The sequence below is a fragment of the Rufibacter sp. JT20002 genome (assembly GCF_056491185.1).
Genome location: NZ_JBSZJY010000002.1, coordinates 942,908 through 961,584 on the forward strand (window position 1 = coordinate 942,908; position 18,677 = coordinate 961,584).

General features: G+C 47.5%; 15 protein-coding genes. 3 read left to right on the forward strand and 12 right to left on the reverse strand.

Annotation, left to right across the window (positions count from 1 at the left end; translation table 11 throughout):
• Positions 1–32 precede the first annotated feature (32 nt).
• Positions 33–467, reverse strand: a complete 435-nt coding sequence (locus tag ACW9SV_RS13445; RefSeq protein WP_479557282.1) for a DUF4304 domain-containing protein — start codon at positions 465–467, stop codon at positions 33–35.
• Between the two features lie 78 nt (positions 468–545).
• Positions 546–1,340 carry a thymidylate synthase gene (locus tag ACW9SV_RS13450; protein WP_479557283.1) on the reverse strand — a complete coding sequence of 265 codons (795 nt, stop codon included), beginning with the start codon at positions 1,338–1,340 and terminating at the stop codon, positions 546–548.
• A 462-nt stretch (positions 1,341–1,802) separates the two neighbouring features.
• Between ACW9SV_RS13450 and ACW9SV_RS13455 the strand changes: the two genes are divergently transcribed.
• Positions 1,803–3,596 carry a DUF885 domain-containing protein gene (locus tag ACW9SV_RS13455; RefSeq protein WP_479557284.1) on the forward strand — a complete coding sequence of 598 codons (1,794 nt, stop codon included), beginning with the start codon at positions 1,803–1,805 and terminating at the stop codon, positions 3,594–3,596.
• A gap of 525 nt (positions 3,597–4,121) precedes the next feature.
• Here the strand turns inward: ACW9SV_RS13455 and ACW9SV_RS13460 are convergent.
• The 3 genes from ACW9SV_RS13460 to ACW9SV_RS13470 form a co-directional block, all read right to left on the reverse strand.
• On the reverse strand, positions 4,122–4,805 hold the full coding sequence (locus tag ACW9SV_RS13460; RefSeq protein ID WP_479557285.1) for a metallophosphoesterase family protein: 684 nt from the start codon (positions 4,803–4,805) through the stop codon (positions 4,122–4,124).
• A 223-nt stretch (positions 4,806–5,028) separates the two neighbouring features.
• Positions 5,029–5,700 (reverse strand): metallophosphoesterase family protein, encoded by a 672-nt coding sequence (locus ACW9SV_RS13465; RefSeq protein ID WP_479557286.1) that lies wholly within the window; start codon positions 5,698–5,700, stop codon positions 5,029–5,031.
• Between the two features lie 174 nt (positions 5,701–5,874).
• Positions 5,875–6,546: a metallophosphoesterase gene (locus ACW9SV_RS13470; RefSeq protein WP_479557287.1), complete on the reverse strand. Its 672-nt coding sequence runs from the start codon at positions 6,544–6,546 to the stop codon at positions 5,875–5,877.
• Positions 6,547–6,723: 177 nt separating this feature from the next.
• Here ACW9SV_RS13470 and ACW9SV_RS13475 point away from each other — a divergent pair, with 177 nt between their 5' ends.
• The gene (locus ACW9SV_RS13475; RefSeq protein WP_479557288.1) at positions 6,724–9,639 is read left to right on the forward strand and encodes a PD-(D/E)XK nuclease family protein; all 2,916 of its coding nucleotides are present in this window, start codon (positions 6,724–6,726) and stop codon (positions 9,637–9,639) included.
• A 12-nt stretch (positions 9,640–9,651) separates the two neighbouring features.
• Here ACW9SV_RS13475 and ACW9SV_RS13480 read toward each other — a convergent pair whose 3' ends face one another.
• From ACW9SV_RS13480 to ACW9SV_RS13495, 4 genes are all read right to left on the reverse strand, one after another.
• On the reverse strand, positions 9,652–10,302 hold the full coding sequence (locus ACW9SV_RS13480; protein WP_479557289.1) for a hypothetical protein: 651 nt from the start codon (positions 10,300–10,302) through the stop codon (positions 9,652–9,654).
• A 39-nt stretch (positions 10,303–10,341) separates the two neighbouring features.
• Positions 10,342–10,815, reverse strand: a complete 474-nt coding sequence (locus ACW9SV_RS13485) for a DUF4920 domain-containing protein (RefSeq protein WP_479557290.1) — start codon at positions 10,813–10,815, stop codon at positions 10,342–10,344.
• A gap of 396 nt (positions 10,816–11,211) precedes the next feature.
• Complete coding sequence (locus ACW9SV_RS13490) at positions 11,212–12,516, reverse strand: cytochrome P450 (protein ID WP_479557291.1); 1,305 nt, start codon at positions 12,514–12,516, stop codon at positions 11,212–11,214.
• Between the two features lie 239 nt (positions 12,517–12,755).
• Positions 12,756–13,250 carry a DUF2062 domain-containing protein gene (locus tag ACW9SV_RS13495; RefSeq protein WP_479557292.1) on the reverse strand — a complete coding sequence of 165 codons (495 nt, stop codon included), beginning with the start codon at positions 13,248–13,250 and terminating at the stop codon, positions 12,756–12,758.
• A gap of 375 nt (positions 13,251–13,625) precedes the next feature.
• Between ACW9SV_RS13495 and ACW9SV_RS13500 the strand changes: the two genes are divergently transcribed.
• Complete coding sequence (locus ACW9SV_RS13500; protein ID WP_479557293.1) at positions 13,626–14,993, forward strand: DNA recombination protein RmuC; 1,368 nt, start codon at positions 13,626–13,628, stop codon at positions 14,991–14,993.
• Positions 14,994–15,110: 117 nt separating this feature from the next.
• Here ACW9SV_RS13500 and ACW9SV_RS13505 read toward each other — a convergent pair whose 3' ends face one another.
• The 3 genes from ACW9SV_RS13505 to ACW9SV_RS13515 all read right to left on the reverse strand — a co-directional run bounded on the left by ACW9SV_RS13505 (position 15,111) and on the right by ACW9SV_RS13515 (position 18,583).
• Entirely contained in the window at positions 15,111–15,848 is a 738-nt protein-coding gene (locus ACW9SV_RS13505; RefSeq protein WP_479557294.1) for a hypothetical protein, read from the reverse strand.
• 481 nt (positions 15,849–16,329) lie between these two features.
• The gene (locus tag ACW9SV_RS13510) at positions 16,330–17,586 is read right to left on the reverse strand and encodes a zinc dependent phospholipase C family protein (RefSeq protein WP_479557295.1); all 1,257 of its coding nucleotides are present in this window, start codon (positions 17,584–17,586) and stop codon (positions 16,330–16,332) included.
• A 280-nt stretch (positions 17,587–17,866) separates the two neighbouring features.
• Entirely contained in the window at positions 17,867–18,583 is a 717-nt protein-coding gene (locus ACW9SV_RS13515) for a pirin family protein (protein WP_479557296.1), read from the reverse strand.
• Between the last annotated feature and the right edge of the window lie 94 nt (positions 18,584–18,677).

Below are 18,677 nucleotides of genomic sequence, written 5' to 3' on the forward strand. Positions count from 1 at the left end.
GCATGGCTTATGCACCTTGTTGTGTAACGTTTTTATTTTAGTTCTTTCTGTTTACACGGGTCTTTCTCCCACCAAATTTCAGCTTCTTCCCAAAGCTCAATAATTTCATTAGCTATTCTTTTATAAGTATTCGAAAACAAGGACTTCTTTCCATAGTCAAACCAATAATCAGTTTTGTGCTTTTCGCTTCCCAATCTAAGTCTATAGCCCAAATCGTGAGCTGTCACCTTGTTCTTTGGTATTTCCTTTCCCCATGAAGTTGTGATGCCATCTGAGGGACAGTTCGCTATTTCAATGACAAATTTTGAATCATAAAGGCTATGCTGGAAAGTCAAAAGGTTAATTCCGTCAGGAGCGAATCGTCTAAAATGTGGAAGCGACCCTTTAAATCCTTTTTCTTTTAAAAATGGGATTGTAATCTCCTTGAGGGCTTGGTCAATTTTTTGTCTACTTTCTTTCCTGTCCATTTTTTAAATGATGCACAACTACCGTATAAACCAAAACATACGGTTATCTGCAATTTGTAAGAAGGTTTATAAACAAGATCACACCGCCACTGGCGCCTTAATCCCCGGCCATGGCTGGTACTCTTCCAGTGTAAAATCCTCAAATTTAAACCCGAAAATATCTTTCACCTCAGAGTTAATCTTCATCTTAGGCAGCGGGCGTGGCTCGCGGGTAAGTTGAAGGTCGGTTTGCTCCAAGTGGTTTGTGTAGAGGTGCGTGTCGCCGCCGGTCCAGATGAATTCGCCGGGTTCCAGGTTGCAGACTTGGGCTACCATCATGGTGAGCAACGCATAGGAGGCAATGTTGAAGGGCACGCCTAAGAACACGTCCGCACTGCGTTGGTACAGTTGGCAGCTTAGTTTGCCCTCGGCTACGTAGAACTGGAAGAAAGCATGGCAGGGTGGCAACTTCATGTTGTTAACCTCGGCCACGTTCCAGGCACTCACAATCAAGCGTCTTGAGTCTGGGTTGCGTTTGATCTGGTCTATGACCTGTTGAATCTGGTCAATGTGGCCGCCGTCAGGTGTAGGCCATGACCGCCATTGTGAGCCGTACACCGGACCTAGGTCACCGTTTTCGTCGGCCCACTCGTTCCAGATGCTTACACCCCGCTCCTGCAACCAGCGCACGTTGGTTTCGCCGCGCAGAAACCACAGCAGCTCGTAGATGATTGACTTCAAATGCACTTTCTTGGTGGTCACCAACGGGAAGCCTTCTTGCAGATTAAACCGCATCTGGTAACCAAACACACTTAGCGTACCGGTGCCGGTACGGTCTTCTTTCTTCACGCCGTTATCCAGAATGTGGCGCATTAAATCAAGGTAAGCCTTCATCTTTATGAGTAGAAATTTAGAATTAGAAATTAGAAGTGCCTGTCTTCTGACAGAAGCTTGAAGATAGGAAAAAAGTGGCCACTGCTCTTACCCTTTGCGCAGGCGAAATGCGATTATGATTACAACACCCTGTATTTAAAACATTTATGTTTTATCCATTTCTTAGGGCAGTGTTGTAAAGCAGCTCTGTAGAGAGACTGATTTACTAGGTTTCACTATTAGGAAGTACCCCCAACCAGGTTCCCCAACCCAAAAGAGAGTAGCCCTGAAATTGTTTTCACCTTTTCTTTTAGCCAAGTGAAAAGGCTTTTCAACTCCCGCTTTACGCTTGATTTCGAAGAAACACCCTTAAAACCAGTATTTACACCTTCAACCCATTTTGCTTAGGCTCGTTGAGTAGGTGCTACGGGCTAACTTTTTTCTGGATATATTGTCGGCCCGAAACTTAGCATACCCACACCTATGAAGAAATTGATGCTGACGGCTTTCCTGGCCGGGGCAATTCTGACGTCCTGCCAGAAAAAAGCAGAGACCAGCGCAGCCGCCAATGTGGCAAACAACTCCCAGTTATCTACCTTGTTTGAAAGCTTTCAGGAGCAAAACGCCCGGTTCTTCCCTCTGGAGGCCACGGCGCAGGGCGATAACCGGTACAACCACCTGCTGCCCAATGACAACACCAAGTCATTTAGAGACAGCCTGCAGGCGTTCTACCAGCAGTACCAGGACAAGTTGCACCAATTTGAGCGCAAAGACCTGAACGCCAACGACCAGATCAGCTACGACATCTTTGAGTACGAGACCAAAACCCGCTTAGAAGGCCTGAAACTCAATACCTGGATGATCCCTTTCCAGCAATTCTGGGGATTGCCTTTGACCATGGGCCAACTGGGCTCGGGTACCGGAAACCAACCTTTCAAAACCACCAAGGACTATGAAAACTGGCTAGGCCGGGTGCAGGGCTTTACGGTTTGGGCCGATAGCGCTATTGCTAATTTCAGGCAAGGAATGGCGGCGGGCGTGGTGCTCCCTAAACCGCTGGTCTCTAAAATGATTCCCCAGATGCAGAGCATGGTGGTAACAGATCCCACCAAAAGCCTTTTCTACGGACCTATCCAGAACTTTCCGGCCGAGGTTCCTGCCGCTGACCGGCAGCGTCTGACCCAGGCCTACAAACAAGCCATCAGCACCCAGTTAGTGCCCGCTTACCAAAAACTGGCGACTTTTCTGCAGCAGGAATACCTGCCCAAAGCACGTACCACTACCGGTATCCAGGACATTCCGGGCGGAAAAGACCTGTACAAGTACTACGTGAAGTACTGGACCACCACCGACCAATCGCCGGATGAGATTTACAAAACCGGTCAGCAGGAGGTAAAGCGCATAAATGGCGAGATGGTGAAGGTAAAAGAGCAGGTTGGTTTCAAAGGAAACATGGAGCAGTTTTTCACTTACCTTCGCAACGATCCTAAGTTCACCCCCTATAGAACCCCCGAGGAAGTGTTAAACGCTTTCCGGGCCATCCAGACCAAGATTGAGCCTAACCTCTCCAAGATGTTTGGCCGCACGCCTAAAACCCCGTTTGAGATCCGCCAAACCGAGGCTTTCCGGGCCGCTTCCGCGTCTGCTGAGTACAACCAAGGCTCCCCGGATGGCTCCCGACCCGGCATTTTCTACGTGCCCATCTTAGACGCTACCAAGTTCAACACCACCTCTGGCATGGAGTCGCTGTTTTTGCATGAAGCCATCCCGGGCCACCATTACCAGATCTCGCTTCAGCAGGAAAACGAAAGCCTACCTAAGTTCCGTCGGTTTAGCTGGTACGGAGCCTACGGCGAAGGCTGGGCCTTGTACACTGAGTCTTTGGGCAAGGAACTAGGCCTGTACTCTGACCCATATCAATACATGGGTGCTTTAGGGGATGAGATGCACCGGGCCATTCGCCTGGTGGTGGATGTGGGCATGCATACCAAAGGCATGACCCGCGATGAAGCCATCCAGTACATGATGGCCAACGAAGCCATTTCTGAAGAAGGCGCCATTGCCGAGATTGAACGCTACATGGCTATTCCGGGCCAGGCCCTTTCTTACAAAACCGGGCAGTTGAAGATTAAGGAGCTTCGGGAGAAGTACGAGAAAGACCTAGGGGAACAGTTTAAGTTAGCTGCTTTCCATGATGAGTTTTTGAAGGACGGCACCATGCCGCTGAGTGTGATGGAGAAGAAGATGGAGGATTGGGCGAAGCGGCTGAAGAAGTAAGGATTGCTGTTTGATATATTTTTTTGAGAAAGCCTGTAGTTTGTAGCTACAGGCTTTTTTTTGGTGGCAAGGGTGGTGGTTTGAGGGTGGTGGTTTTTGGGTGTTGGCTGAGTTGTTGCAACTTGGCTTTGGTGCGCTCAAGGCCGCGGGGCCTCGTCTTCCGACTTCGCGCTGTTGTTTTAGCCTTGGCCAGTAGGCCTGCCGCATGCGCGGCACCAGGTCTAAAACAAAGGCGCTCTGACGAAAGACTGGAATAGGGTTCTTCTACCTTTTGCGTTGCATAGCCACCTTGCAGTCCACCTCTCCTCTATCTATGGTTCAAGTTCCCATTCCATGGTTCAAGTCTGTGACTTGGACCTACCCCTCACTGCAGTTTGCAACTGCAGTGAGGGGACAGACTCAGAAAGGGAACTACCTAAAGTTTCATGAACTGGCCAAAAGTTTGCAGGGTTGATAAAGACCATTTTATACCAATTCAAAAAAATGAACCAACTCTAAAAGTTAAACCTAGCTCACCTAACGTACTTACCAGAAACTAGGTACATCTTCCCTGTTTTCTACGGCATGCAGTTCCAGGGTGTCGAGGTTTAAAGCGGTGAGATAGCCCAATTTGTTTTTGAAGACACATCCGCCGTCAATATTGATGACATTGGGCACGGGCTTTTGCAGGGAAAATTGGATCTGGTCTAAGGGGATTGGGGTGTGCCCGTGGACAATCTTGCGGTTGCCTAGTTTCCGTTTATCTATTTCAAAATCTCTCGCCCACATAAGGGTATGCCGGTCTTCTTTGGGGTCTGGGATGGCGAAGTTGAAGCCGGCGTGCACCAGTAGGTAGTCGTCTAAGTCAAAGTACAGCTCTAGTTGCTCCATGAACTCCCAATAGGTGAACCGGATGTCTTCTATCTTCTCGGCCCTGAAGCTTTTAAGGGTTTCTTTGCCCCCGTTGAACATCCAGGAGGTATGATAGATGGAAGTTTGCCGGGCTTTCATTAGCATGTCCTCGTGGTTTCCGCAGAGCGCATACACCCGATAACTCTGATCTTGCAACTTCATGATGTAATCCAGCACCCCTTTTGAATTAGGTCCCCGGTCAATGTAGTCGCCCAGTAAATAAAGTCTGTCGCGGTATTTCAGCTTGATAACTTCCTCCACCATATATCGGAAGGTCTTTAAGCATCCGTGGATGTCTGAAATGGCGTAACGGCTCATAAACAAGGCATTTGTTTTTAGGACGGTTTTACGGAAGTAAGGCTAATTCAACTGAGTAATATGGCTGTTTTTAGTTTCGGCTTACCTAAGAAAATGGAATTATAAACCAGAACATTTTTTTAAATCTTAGACTATAATTGATGTTTATAGAAACTTGCCTGATAATTATTTAGCTATTTCCACCTACAAATTAAGTATCAGACACTCGGAATAAAACAGAAGGCTAATAGTCTTCCCGGTTCTTCAAGGCATGCAACTCTAAAGTGTCTAGGTTAAGGGCGGTTAAATAGCCTAACTGCTTAGTGAAAACACAACCGCCATCAATGTTGATGACGTGAGAAGCAGGTTTTCTGAGGGCGGAAGCCATTAGCTCCAGGGATATGGGGGTATGTCCGTGGACAATCCGTTTTCCGCCTAAAACTTGTTTATCTACTTTAAAATCCCTTATCCAAAGCATCGATTCCCGGTCGGTGAAGGGTTTTGGATGGCTAAAGTCGAAACCGGCGTGCACCAGCAGGTAATCGTCTAGTTCTATGTACAGTTCAAGCTCATCCAGGAACTTCCAGTACTTGGCCGGGATATCAAACAGGCTACGAGCGTTAAAACTGGCAAGGGCCTTGATTCCGCCGTTCAGAAGCCAATTGTCCAGGTACCCAGAATTGTCACGAGCGGTCAGTAACAGGTCTTCGTGGTTGCCGCACAAGGTCCTTACCTGATACCCTTTCTCTTTCAGCTCAAAGATGTAGTCCATCACCCCTTTAGAGTCAGGCCCCCGGTCTATGTAATCGCCCAGCAAATACAGCTGGTCTTTTATATCTAATTGGATTTCTTTTTGTACCAGATACTTGAACGTTTTGCAGCATCCGTGTATGTCCGAGATAGCGAATCGCCTCATGTAAATATCTATTAAGTAGTTAATTAAAGCTTGTGACCTAAATCTTCCTTATAAGGTCAGGTAAGATTTTATTTTAACTTCGTTTTTGTAAAACAAGGACTAAACCGGTCATTGACTTCTTTGAAATGTCTATGGAATGGAAGGTGCTAAAGTGACTAGATAGGCCAAAAGAAACTAAAGATTTTCCCGGTTCTTGACCACGTGGAGCTTTAGCGTGTCCAGGTTCAAGGCGGTTAAATTTCCTAATTGCTTGGTGAAGACACAGCCACCGTCTATGTTGATGACGTCACCTACCGGGGATTTTAAAGAATCCTCTATCTCATCCAGGTAAATGGGAGTATGGCCGTGTACAATTCGTCTATTGCCTAGGATAGCTTTGTCTACCTCAAAGTCCCGGGTCCAAAGCATGGCATAGGTGTCATCAAACGGAGCGCCACCTGCAAAGTCGAAGCCGGCGTGTACCAGCAGGTAATCGTCCAGGTCCACATAGAACTCCAGGTCCTCTATGAACTGCCAGTATTTGCGGGGTATTTCCTCCAGGGACAAAGTTTTGAAACTATGGAGGGCCTCTATCCCGCCGTTGCACAGCCAGAGCTCGGGGTATTCAGGGTTGGCACGGGCATCCAACAGCATGTCTTCGTGGTTGCCAATAAGGGTGACCACCTGAAAGCCTTTGTCCCGAAGCTCCAGAATAAAATCAATAACGCCTTTAGAATCAGGGCCACGGTCAATGTAATCGCCCAGTAAATACAGCGTGTCTGATGTTTTTAGTTTGATCTCCTCCTCTACCAGATACCGGAAAGTTTTGCAGCACCCGTGTATATCTGAAATTGCGTATCGGCCCATACCCCACAGCTGATTGTTGATGGTTTTCTTTTACGGCTCTGAAAAACTTAAAACTAATCCTATGAACAGATTTTCAGCGCTTTATTCACCCTTCGGGGCTTTTTAAGGCATTTTTAAGGAAAGAGGCCTTAAAACGTAGTATCTTGCTAGTCCTTTCAAGCTACCAGCTTCAACCTCATGCAATCTTTCCTGCGGCAAACCGCTGAACATATTTACCAGACCTACACCGATCAACTAAGTGATCTGTGCATTGTGCTTCCTACCCGTCGGGCCACCCTGTATTTCAAGAACGCCTTAGCCGAGGCCGCCCCCACCGGAATTTGGTCGCCGCAGATCTATTCCATGGAAGAGTTTGTGTGCAACATGGCTAACGTGGAGGTGTTGGAACCACTGCACCTGCAACTGGACCTGTACGACCTCATGCTGCAGTTTGACCCGCACCTGGATTTTGACCAGTTTGTAGGTTGGTCGGCAACGCTGCTGGAAGATTTCTCGCGCATAGACATGGAGCTGGTAAACGCTAATGAAGTGTTTGATTACGTAAGCGAAGCAAAGGCCCTGGAACGCTGGGATCCTGCCAAACCGGGCAGCAGTGTGCCTACCCCAAACGTGAAGCAATACTTCCAGTTGTGGGCCAACCTGGAACGCACCTACCATGCCTTGCAGGAGAAGCTGACGAAGGAAAAGCAGGCGTATACCGGCATGGCATTCAGGATGGTAGCCAACCGCATCAAAGACATCGCCCAAAGTGACAAAGGGTGTTACCGGTACATCTTTGTGGGGTTGAACGCCCTCTCCAAAGCCGAGCAGAAAATCATCCAAACCTTGCTGGAGGCGGGCAAAGCCGAGGTCTTCTTTGACTCTGATGATTACTACATGGCCACCGAGTCTGACAAGCGGGCCGGCCATTTCCTGAAACGCTACAAAGCCAAATGGCCGCTGCCTAAGTGGAACTGGCAACAAAATCTGCTGCTGCAAGACACCAAAGAGATCAACGCCATTGGGGTAGCCAATGCCAGCATGCAGGGTAAGATTGCGGGGCAGTTGCTCAGGGAGATCCGCCAAAAGGACCCTAAAGCCGAGATCGCCATCGTGTTGCCTGATGAAACCCTGCTCCTGCCGGTGCTGCACTCCATCTCAGACGAGGTGGTTGATTACAACGTGACCATGGGGCTTTCCTTTAAGGGCACTCCCCTGTTCAACCTGGTAGACCTGCTGTTTGAGGTGCATTTGACGGGCGTGGTACAACCCACTGATACTGGCTACAAGGTCAACCGTTACCACCACCTGGCGGTCACTAAATTGCTGCAGCACCCCTTTCTGCGCCGCTATGAACAATACCTCAACAGCATTGCCGAGCGGGAAACCGACCTGGATTTGTTCCAGCACGTGCTGGACGAGATGGTTCAGCGGAACAGCGTGCTTTTGACCGCCCAGGAGATCATCAAACTGGGGCGGGAACACCCCATGTTCATCACCCTCTTCCGGACTTGGAACGACTGCACCGACCTCATTGACACGTTGTACCAGTTGGTAGATGCCCTGGGCCGCATTTACCGGGTAGAATCTGAAAACCCTATTGAAACTGAGTACCTGTACATCCTCTACACCATAGTCAAACGGCTGGACACTCTCTTTGACTGCCGCGAGCACAAAATCTCGGTGCGCAGTTTCAAAAAGTTTTTGTACGAGCAGATTGGCAACACCAAGCTTCCGTTCAGCGGCGAGCCCATCTCTCCTACCCAGGTTATGGGGATGCTGGAAACCCGCGCCCTGGACTTTGAGAACCTCATTATCTTGAGTGTCAACGAGAACGTATTGCCTCAGCCTAAGAAGCAGCATTCGCTTTTCCCGTATGATGTACTGCGCACCTTCGGGTTGCCAACCTACGCTGAACAAGAGAGCATTACCTCTTATTACTTCTACCGTTTATTGCAGCGGGCCAAACGCGTAAACTTGCTGTATGTGCTGCCTTCAGACACGTACGGTTCCGGCGAAAAGAGCCGGTTTATTCTGCAGCTGCAGCATGACCTGGCCTTACGTAACCCCAACATCACCTTCCGGGAGTTGACTGCCGTGGTGGAGCAACTAGACACGAAGGAATACGAGCCAGACATCATCATCCAGAAAGATGAGGTGGTGCTTGGCAAGCTGAAAGAACAGCTTAGGCGCGGGTTGTATCCGTCGCATCTAAACCAATTTGTCAACTGTTCTTTGCAGTACTATTTCAGCCGCATTGCCAAGCTGGAGGAAGTGGACGAGATAGATGAATTGGTGGGCGCAGACACCTTCGGGACGATTGTGCACCAGGTGCTGGAAGACTATTTCAGGCCGTTCGCCGAGGAAGCCAAACCCATCCAGAAAGCCGATGTGGACGTGATGCTGGCGAACTTACCCAAGAAGGTGCAGCTTGAGTTTAAGCGCGGTACCCTGGGCAATTTACCAGAACAAGGCATGAACCTGATCTTGTACCAGGTAGCCGTGCAGCTCCTCACTCGCTACCTGGAAGGCTTGCGTGCCTCAGAAGAACTGCCCCTTTACATTCTGCAATTAGAGGAAACCCTGCTCACTGACCTGGAGGTGAAACTGCCGTCCGGGGAGAAAGTACCCGTGCGCATTGCCGGCAAGGCCGACCGCATTGACTTAAGTGGCCACACCCTACGGGTGATTGACTACAAAACCGGCAAAGTGGAGGCCCGCAACCTGAAAGTGAACCCCGAAGAATTGGAGACTACCCTGCTGCAGGACCGGCACTTAGACAAGGTGCGGCAGCTGTGGATGTACCGCTACATTCTGGCCAAGGAGATCCAGAAAGGCAGTCTGCTGGAAAGCAAGGTCCTGAATCTGCCAAAGGCCAGCTATGATTTTGAGGCGGGCATCATCTCATTCCGGAACCTGGGGGCCGGGGTGCTTACCTCTGAGCTTCCTTTTGTGGACGAACAGGGCAATCCCGCAGATTTCATGGCCACTTCAGAACGCCTTATGAAAGACCTGGTGATCCGGATGCTCAACCCTGAGGAGCCCATCCGGAAGACCAATGATCTGGAAACCTGCCAGTACTGCGCTTACAAAAGTATCTGCGCCCGCGGGTAGTGAGTGGTTGAGTTATTTTGTGACCGTTTTAGGATGAAGGGCTTCAATCCGGTTGTTGTTTTCCTGGTTTGGTTTTCTCTGCCGGGTCAGGAAGAACCCGATCACCAGCCACAGAAAGCCCATGGGCAGAAAGTGCAGCTCAAACAAAGCGTACATCGGGAAAAAACCTTCCAGCTTTGGCAGCACAAATCCCAACGGCGCTGTGCAAATCCCAAAGATCAGGAAGGCGGCCCTCACCCAAACCGGAAAAACCTTTGATTGAAAACAGGTGATGCCTAGCAGAATGGCGCTGATAAACATGGTCAGGCAAGCCACCGGCATGGCATAAGGAATCATCTGCCCCAAAACGGTAAAGGAAAAGGAGCCCGCTACCGCCGCTAAAAAAGCCAATACCCCAAAGAACAAGGCCACATACTTCAAGGGTTTCAGGAAACCGGCGTATGCAATGACTATAGAGATCAGGGCTAAGTCAAATAAGGCAAAAGAAAATGAAAAGACCGTCCCATCAATTTTGCCTAAGGTGGTATTCATGGCATCCCAGAGGATTTTTCCGGTCTGGATTCCATAAACCAGGTGAAGAGCATAGTGGGTCACTAACAATAGTCCGCCTAGCAGGGCAAACATGGGAATGACCGGTGACAATCTTGACTGTTGCACTTGCATTTACTTAACCATTACATATTTACGTACACTTCTTATTCGTCACTTCACTACTAACACTCCGTTAGCGGTAATCTCAATATCATGTTTCGCTCTGGTGATTTTGGCAATCTCTTCCGGGGTTTTGCCGGCGTCCTGGGCGTAATGCCGCAATTGCTCCACCGAGGTTTCTTTCTTTACCGCGGTTCCTTCTACCACCACGGTTTTGCCCATGATGTCCTGCGGCATGAAAAGCGCATAATCTTTAAAGGTAACCATGATCGGCTCGCCGTTCTCTCTTACCAATTTCATGAAGCAGCCCTTCTTCTTACACACCTGCACCACGGTACCCTCTACTTTGCCGGTAAAGGCGGGTTGGTTGGCTAATTTGGCCTGAAGCTCAGAAACCTGAATGGCTTTATCTGCTTTGATTTTTTTGCCATAGGTGACGCCGGGCTTGGCAGAAGGAATGTCACTTTGAATAAAATCGGGGGAGGAAGTAAGCAGGAGGATGGAAAATAATAAGGGGAATTTCATAAGTAGATCTAAGTAGCGCTAAATGAGAAACAAGACAGTTGGTCGGGGTTACCAAAAGAGCGAAAACCTTCCTCCATTGGGTTCTTAAATTTAGACAAAGCAACCATTACTTTACCCTATGAAGATAAAATAAATAGTTTTCGGCGTTTTCTGGATTAATGGACTCCAAACCACTATAAAGAAAGGAGTCCTACCCTCTGACTATAAAGAACAAGAAGCTTTCCATACCAGATTAGCCCTCCTATTTACTTCTTAAATGCTGACATATGGCTGTAGAGAAGCTGGCTGTGTTGAGAGGATTATGGTGCCTTTTTGTAAAATCAACCTAAAATAAAAGCCTCAGACGAAAGCGGACACCTGCTTTTGTCTGAGGCTTTTATAACATAAAACAGTCGTTTATCCGTGGTGGAAAGGACATTTAGAGAGGCGGTTCACATCCCCTTCGGCGGCTTGCCCTTTGCCCCGCACATTCTGCATGACAAACTTACTGTTGGGGTAGGTAGGCATCCGTACCAGGCTGAAGCTTAAATCCTGAGGCGGCACGTCATACTCCATGTATTTGGAAAGGAACACCATAGATACTTTCATGGCCTCAATGGTTACCCACTCGCCCGCGCAGCGGTGCCCGGTAAAGTGGTCGCCTCCCCCCTGCGGAATAAAGTTGTAAGCACTTCCATCCCAGTTCCTGAAACGGTAAGGATAGAATTCGTCTGGGTGCTCCCAGATGTAAGGGTTATGCAGGGTGCCGTACATGTCCAGGAACACCAGGGTGCCTTTTTTGAAATGATGGCCGCCCCATTCAAAATCGTTTTTCACCCTGTTTCCTAAAAACGGCCCGAAAGGATAATACCGCCGGACTTCCTGCACAAACATCTCCACGTATCCTTCCTCGCCCTCGGCAATCTTACGGCGGGCTACCGGATGCTCGTGCAAAGCTACTGCGCCGAATGTGATGTACCAGGCAATGGCCACGATAGGCCGTAACAGGTTAATTAACTCCACGGCAGCCATGTGCACATCCAGTAGGTCATCTTCCATGTCGCGGTGGAAGGCAATGACGTGGGCCGGTGATCCTTCCTTGACCATCAGTTTCCCCTTTCGGATGTTCTTGATGATTTTCCCTACCCATTTCTCGGCTCTTTTGCGGGCTTTTCTGCCGCGCATGTGCCGGGGACCTACTGCGCCAAAGGCATCTACCATGGCAGCGAAGTCTTGGGCTCTTAGCCTTACCTCCTCTTCCTTCAACGGTACACCTGTCCAGGCGCAAGCCACCCGGCAAAGCAGGTCCTGAGTTTCCTCAAAGAGCACCACCTCGTCCATCTGCTCCCATTTTCTAATGTACGCCTGCCATTGTTGGGTCAGGAGCCGGTTTAGTTTGTACAGGCTGTCGGGCGTCATTAACGACATAAACATGGCCTTGCGGTGCCGGTGCCCTTCCCCATCCATGGTTTGGATGGCATCTTTGCCCATGAGGGTTCTTTGTATTCGGTTAGGAATGGCCTGGTACCGCATGAACTTCTCAGGGTCATAAAAGATCTTGGTGGCTTCTTCTCCATGCAAACAGATCACGTTCTGAAACATGATTCTAGTCTTGAAGATGTTGGAGTTAAACCGCTCAACCCGGTTCTGGATGAACGGGAAGCCTTCCAGCAGCAGACGAAAGGAATTGTCAAGTACTTTTTCTTCGGGAATGGCGCTCATGAACTTGCGTTTAGGGGATAGACGAATGCTCCACGGCCTAAACCTTCTGCAGGCTTTCTTCTGGCCGAGGTAAAATCTTCGTTAAAGGGTACGCAAAGGATGCCGTGGTGTTCCTGTCTGGCAGGCGCTGAGGCGAAAAAGGGTATAAACCACAACCCTTCCCCGCAAGGCTGGTTTTGTGGTGAATAAAGGGTGTAGTTAGGTTTTAGGGTTCTTTTTAGGAGAATAGACCCAAAGCCTTAAGCTACCTGCGGAGTGGGCAACACCCGGTGCAGGACCTTGCGGCTGGAGAAATACAGTACAAACCCAAACGGGATAAAGCACAGGAGCCAGGCCATGATACCGGCCAAATTAGCCAGCCACAGTTGCTGTAAAGCGTTCAGCCAATCGGCTCTGAACATACTGGTCAGTTTGTCCAAGGTGAAAGGAATGGGGGTGATTGGGAAAATATGCTGGCCCAGGTCCACAAATGGAACATACAAAGCTATCTGGACCGGCTGCATCAGATACCCAATGAGAATGGTGAACGCCACATTCAGGCGCAACCGGATAGCCCAGAAGGTACAAAGCACCGTGGTGAGCCCCAAAAAAGGGATCATCCCAAAACCAGCACCCAATGTAATGGTCAAGGCCAGTTGATGCGGAGTGATGCCTTGTTTAACCAGCTCCAGCACAGGTTCCCACAGCTTGCGCCGCACAAAATGCTTGAGCCCTCCTCTTTTTAATAGTAACACGTTCTTCAAATATAAATCAACTTTTGGGGTACATCTGCCTTACAGAGGTAACGCCAAAAGTTGGGTAATTATCCCATCATCAGGAATTTAAACCAGTTTCTTTTTAGATACCAGTTTCCTCTCCCGATGAAGGTTTGCGCCGAGGGTTAGCCTGGCGGCGCTCCACTTACCGGAAGAGGAACCAGTACATTCGTTAATACCGGAAACCTCCGGAAGTAACCACTCTATCACAGCTTAAAGGAAAGTTTATTCCGAGCTGCTCCCCTAAAGACAGGCAAACCCTTTGCTAACCCTATTACTATTTGCGAAAAATTTTAGGAAAGGGCACTTTTGCGTTATCTTTAGGTGTTCATCCTCCTGACTTACCGTACCGCCATGGATATTACGCTCGCGCTTCTGGCCTTCCTGTTGGGGGGCATCTTAACTTATTTTCTGGTGCAGTCCAAGCTTTCTGCCCTCCGGACATCCTTGCAAAACCAGGAGGCGGATCGGGCTTTCGCCCTGAAACAACAGGAAGCCAACCAAACCGAAATGCAGAAGGTACAGGAGCAGTTACGCCGCGAGAACAGCAAGGTCATGGAACTACACGCTGAGGTAACCCGCGCCGAGAACGACATTTACCACCTTAAGCAGAAACTGTCTGATGAACGCGCCGAGCTCGCCCACTTGCGCGAGACGTTTATGCAGCAATTCACGCAAGTCTCCAACCAAGTGCTAGTGAATAACGCCGAGCACTTCCGGAAAACCTCTGCCGAGAACCTGGAACAGGTTTTGTCTCCTTTGAAGGAGCGCATCAAGGAATTTGAGAACAAGGTAGAGCAGACGTATGAAAAGACCCTGAAAGACAGCACTTCTTTGAAAGAGCAGATCACCTACATGGCCAGCCTGAACCAACAAATGAGCCAGGATGCTTTGAACCTTACAAAAGCGCTTCGGGGCGAAAAGAAAGCCCAGGGCAACTGGGGGGAATACCTGCTGGAGAACCTTCTGGAGAAATCTGGCCTGGAACGGAACGTGCACTACCGCCGGGAACAAGTACTGCAGCATGATGACGCTAAGATCTTCCGGCCAGACGTGATTGTAGACCTCCCGGATAATAAACACCTCATCATAGACTCTAAGGTTAGTTTAGTTGCCTACGATGCGTATTGCAACTGCGAAGATGAAATACAGCAGCAGATTCACCTGAAAAGCCACGTGCAAGCCATCAGAACCCACTTTACTGACCTTAGCCGCAAAAATTACCAGTTCCTGCACGGCATTCACTCCCCAGACTTCGTGCTGATGTACATTCCCATTGAGCCCGCTTTTAACCTGGCCATCCAACAGGATCGGGATCTTTTCCTGGAGGCTCTTGACCGGAACATAGTCTTTGTGACCACTTCTACCCTATTGGCAACCCTCAGAACCGTGGCCAGCGTCTGGAAACAAGAAAGCCAGAAAAGAAACGTATTGCGTATTGCCGAGGAAAGCGGCAAGCTTTACGATAAATTTGCCAACTTCCTGGAAGACCTTAAAGACATTGGGGTAAACCTTGATCGAAGCCAACAGAAGTATCATGCCGCCATGAATAAACTTTCTGAAGGCAATGGCAACCTGTTGAAGAAAGTAGAACTGCTTAAGAAATTAGGGGCCCGCACCAGCAAAACCATGGAAACCCAATGGCTGCAAAATAACCCGGCCATACCAAAAGAGTTGTTTGAAGGAACGTCACTGGAGGAAGAGAATTTAGAGGAAGTTTAAGAAACTTATAACCAGTTCAAACTTGCTTCTCATTTCTAACTGCAATATCCTTAATATAAAAAGAGGCAGCTATATTTTTAGCGGCCTCTTTTTTATAGGTATTTACTACTAAATCTATCAGGTAGTTCCAGTTGTACCACCAGTTGTTGAACCAGTTGTTGAACCAGTAGTAGTACCGGTTGTTCCAGTGGTGGTACCAGTTGTTCCAGTGGTGGTACCGGTTGTACCAGTAGTTGTACCAGTTGTGGTTCCGGTAGTTGTACCAGTTGTTGTTCCAGTGGTACCAGTTGTAGTTCCACCAGTGGTTCCGGTTGTTGTTCCAGTGGTACCAGTAGTGGTACCGGTTGTTCCAGTGGTTGTACCGGTAGTTCCGGTTGTGGTGCCAGTGGTTCCGGTAGTTGTACCAGTCGTAGTTCCGGTAGTGCCCGTAGTGGTACCGGTTGTTCCGGTAGTAGTGCCTGTTGTTCCAGTCGTCGTACCAGTGGTCGTGCCAGTAGTACCAGTGGTCGTGCCGGTAGTACCAGTAGTCGTGCCGGTAGTACCAGTAGTAGTACCAGTAGTAGTACCAGTGGTTGTTCCAGTAGTAGTACCAGTGGTTGTGCCTGTAGTGGTACCAGTGGTGGTTCCTGTAGTTCCTGTCGTCGTACCAGTGGTGTTACCTGTAGTGGTTCCAGTTGTTGTTCCGGTAGTAGTGCCTGTGGTCGTACCCGTTGTTCCGGTAGTGGTACCCGTAGTAGTTCCTGTCGTTCCTGATGGTCCGGCCTGTGCATCATCATCATCGTCGCACGATGTAGCTAATGAAAGACCTGCTACAAACATCGGAGCCGCTAGAAGCGATATCCATTTTTTCTTCATAGTCTTTTAAAATTAATATTTTAAAATGTGTAACTGTCAGGTTATACGAGCTTAAAATATTAAATATGGTTATTCAGACTAAAATTTATACGGTTTTTTATACGTATTTACCTAAACATAAATATTCATATAGTTCAATATTAAAATAAGTTAAATAATGAATATTTACTTAAATACAATAAATTACCTTATATACATTTCACTTATTTTCAACACCTTACAATTACTTACTGTAAATTACAATTACTTAAAAGCAACATAATTATTATAAATAAAGTATTGAACCAAATTAATCACAAATAATTTTTAGATAATTAACACTAATAATTTAACAATTAATTAACCACAAAAAAACCAATTTCCACAACATCTAAAAATTACAAAAGCATAAAACCCTTACTTACCAGTAAAGATTAAGTAGGGGCTTTATGCTTTTGTAATAGGCTTTATGCTGAAATAAAGACTTCCAGTAATTGTGATTTTAGCGGCTTTTTAATTTAATGAGCAGAGATTGCGTTTTCTCCCATTCCTCTAATTCCTTTTTATCTTTAGATGTAGGTGCGGCCGCATTCGCGTAAAATCTTAGGAGGTCTTTTTTAAGCTCAAGTGTAAGTGAGGCAAAATCTTCTTTTTCTAACCTTACAAGCCATTCAGCATAGGTTTCATCTGCCTTGCCGTAATTACCCCTTTTAGTCCGGTCACCGGTATCTAAATCAGTATTGGACAACGAAGCAATAGTAGAGGGTAGATCGCGCATCCCGGCTCCATATTTTTGGGAGGTGACATTGAAACTCTCCATGAAAAATTTTTCTGCCTCAGGCGTAGGTGGTTTGAAAGCAAGGGTACGATTTGGCCCTACTTTTGGCAAAACACGCAATAGCCAACTCAGGAACTTCTGGAAAAGGTTTGGTCTCTGGTACTCCCTACCCCATTTTTGGTGGTAAGAAGTTTTCTTGATATGGTACAGGTATTCCCTACGGGTTATGCTTGGTTTGGCGGCTTTGATTTCGCTTGCTTTTAAATTCCAGGCGGCTTTGGTCAAGCTCGGAATTAAAGTGCTTACTGACCGTCTAAAAGTACCTATGGTGAGTTTCAGGCTAACAAATAAACTGCTCAATTCAAGTCCATACGTCTTTTTGAAGGCCCGCTCCAGTGATTCCTGGCTTACCTCAAAACCAATAAAGTCATGGTAAGCCTCTGGGGCATAATTGCCTCTGGCCACCTGCAATACATCAAACCCAAACTCCATTTTTATGTGAGCTAAGGGATTTTCCTCATAGGTGACAGTGGTTCCATGTTCTGCCTTTACCTCAGGGTACACCAATGGAACAGCTCGGTTGGTACCTAAAGGATGTCCGTAATTATCAGCATAGTAATGGGCCAAAGCACCTAGCCCAAAGGCATACTCGTTCAATGTTTTGGCCTCTTCCAGCAACGCGATGGTAAAATCCCCGCTTCTTACGTAATGGGTCAAATCCGTGAAAAAAGTATTTCCGAAAGGATAATACCCCATGTCTTGAATAATGGCCCCGCCATAAGCATGGGCATGGGCTTTGATCAGTTCTTCTGGTGTGGCATTTGGGTATTTTCTACGGAGCAGCGGCAGGATGGAGGGCTCCCAGGCTACATCAATGATGGCTTGGTGCGTGAGTACGCCGTAAGCTTTACTTTCTATTGGATTTATACATAGAAAAAGTAAAATAGCCGCAAAACAAGAAATTACCCGCTTAATTACCATAGTTAGATGGCCTAAAGTTTCATTTATAAAACACAGGCTTACTTTAACTAATTACGGTAAATACGGATAATAGATTATTTTGAAATGGACTCTTGAGTACTAGAGGATAATAAGTTAAAACGGAGAATAAATTATACAAGCTGTTGACTTTCAACGTGATCTTAGAATATCCTTTTTCACGAACTTCTATTATAACAAGGAGAAATGCGTTTTGTATTAGGTTAACCAATAAAAAAGGCGCACCAAAACTGATGCGCCTCCCTATAAAATTGTTTAAAATTTAGTAGTTAGCTTCCACCCCAGGTAAATCAATCAAAATAAACGTACTGTCAGCAGAGGCTTTGATTCTTAAGGCATCCACATCCGCTGAACGGACTTGGTCATTTTTCTGAACCTGTATACCGTTCACAAACAACTCGCCAGTAGTCACATAAATAAGGCCCTTCCTGATGGGGAAGGTTTTGAAGTCAATTTCTTTTCCTTCTTTCAGGTTGGCGTAATAGATGGTAGAGTTGGAATTAATATACACCACGTCTTCTAACACCTTCTGACCTGTTACTAATGGAATTAACTCATTCTTCTCATCAGTGAAATCAATAGCTTTTTGCTCGTAGCTAGGAGCCAGACCTTTTTTGTTAGGTATAAACCATAGTTGGTACAGGTGCAGATCCTGGTCTGAATGGTTGTGTTCTGAATGACTCACCCCTGTACCAGTAGTCATGCGTTGCACCTCGCCCGCCCTAATCACTGTGTCATTGCCCAGACTGTCTTTATGGGTGACCTCCCCTTCCAGCACAATGGTCACAATCTCCATCTCAGAGTGCGAATGCTCCGGAAAACCGCTTTTCGCTTTGATGTAGTCGTCATTGAAAACCCGCAGAGGTCCCCATTGCACGTTATTCAAGTCATAATAATCTGAAAAGGAGAAAAGAAAGTAGGAATCCAGCCATCCGTGGGAGGCATGGTGTCTTTCTGAGGCGGAAATCACTTTGATCATGAGATAGGAAGTTGATGTTCACAGATAAGTACGTACCCACGCCTCGGAGGTTTATTATGGGTTTTCTATATAACAAATTGGGCCGCTTAGGGGC